This window comes from Polaromonas sp. P1_G4 (assembly GCF_056405475.1).
This window is the reverse complement of sequence record NZ_JBFUCA010000742.1, coordinates 1-1595: the sequence shown is the minus strand read 5'-3', so window position 1 is coordinate 1595 and position 1595 is coordinate 1. Positions and strand designations below refer to the sequence as shown.

Below are 1595 nucleotides of genomic sequence, written 5' to 3'. Positions count from 1 at the left end.
CGTCAAACGCCGGCGCCTGAAGCGCTTTGATGATTTCACGCTGAAGCTCGGGGGTAACTCTTTCGTCCGCATCCAGAGAAAGAACCCATTGGGAACTCGCCAGGGCCAATGCGCGGTTTTTCTGGGCACCAAACCCCGGCCAGTCATGGTCGATGCTGACGCGAGCTCCCATGGACCTGGCAATGGCCACAGTTCCATCACTGCTGCCTGAATCGAGGACCACGACCTCATCGGCGAAAGCTACCGAGCGTAAACAGGCCTCCATGTTATGGGCCTCATTCTTGGTGATGATGGTTACGGACAAGCTTGCCAACGAATGCCTACTCAGAAGATCACAAGGGGGATTTACCAGTGAAGTCGCGTTGCTTCATCCCCTGACAGCATAGCAGAGGACCCGTACGCRCCCCCTCGTCGGCAAGTGTGGAATCACCGATAATGCGGGCTGCTCATCAGGTACTGACTGCGACCATTTTGTTAAATAAGACGCTCAATTTTCGGCTCGCCATTATTTGCTTAGCCACGGCCTCTATTGGATTGTCTATGGCAATAATCAGTATTGCCAAGCTTTTGCTGGTGCTTTGCGGGCTCGCTACCCTGCTGGCCATGCGACAAACCGGGCAATACAAGAATCCGCTTGCAGGGTTGCGCGTACCAATCGCCGTGCTGGTCATCCTGTTCGCGTTCACGCTTAGCCTGATATGGACCGTTGCGCCACTGACCGATGCATTGAGCTCGGTTGGAAAATATGGCAAGCTGCTTGAGATCATCCTGATCGTATTTCTTGTTCGCGATGCGCGTGAGGCGATGTGTGCGTTTGCCACATTTGTTGCTGCACAGGTATTTTTGCTGGCCGGTTCCTGGATGCTTTTTTTCCATCTCCCGGTACCCTGGGCAACTTCCAATATGGCGCTGACAAACTACGCCGTATTCTCCAGCTATCTGGACCAGAGCATCATGAGCGGAGTGTTCGCAGCGGTCTGCTGGCATTTACGCGCCCTCTTCCCCGGGCGCTTTGGCCCACATTTCGCTGTATTGGCCGCGATCTTGGCGCTGTGCAATGTATTTTTTGTGCTGAGTGGCCGTACCGGGCACGTGGTGGCAATCCTTTTGCTGTCGAGCGCCATCATGTGGGAACTACCCAAGCGCTATCGAATAGTCACTGTACTTCTGCCTTTTATCTTTCTTGTAGCTCTCTCATTTGGTTCATCCAAAATGCACCAGAGAATTGTGGAAGCGCAGACCGAAATAAAGTCTTTTTCCTTTAAAAAGGGGGCCGATATAGCAACCGGTTACGGCGCAGTATCCAGCTCTTCAGGCATCCGGCTCCATTTTTGGCACAGGGCGGTGCAGTCGATTGGCGACAACCCGATTCTGGGCGCCGGGGCCGGGAGCTGGGCAAGCGAATACAACCGGCTTGAGCAACGGGAAAAGCAGGATTACAAGCCTGTACAAAACGGAAATCCGCATCAGGAATACCTGCTGTGGGGTGTTCAGCTGGGCATTCCGGGAATTGCCCTACTTTGCGGGTTGATGTTTTCGATCTTCAAAGATACCGCCGGGATGGACAAACCATATGCCCGGGCGGTGCAGTCCAC

2 protein-coding genes are annotated in these 1595 nt (G+C 53.9%); one reads left to right on the top strand and one right to left on the bottom strand.

From position 1 onward, the window contains the following. A partial coding sequence (locus tag AC1D1X_RS22900; RefSeq protein ID WP_477699288.1) for a glycosyltransferase family 2 protein occupies positions 1-265 on the bottom strand: 265 nt, incomplete at its 3' end. A 275-nt stretch (positions 266-540) separates the two neighbouring features. On the opposite strand from AC1D1X_RS22900, the gene AC1D1X_RS22895 reads away from it, so the two are divergent. Continuing rightward, a partial coding sequence (locus tag AC1D1X_RS22895) for an O-antigen ligase family protein (RefSeq protein ID WP_477699287.1) occupies positions 541-1595 on the top strand: 1055 nt, incomplete at its 3' end.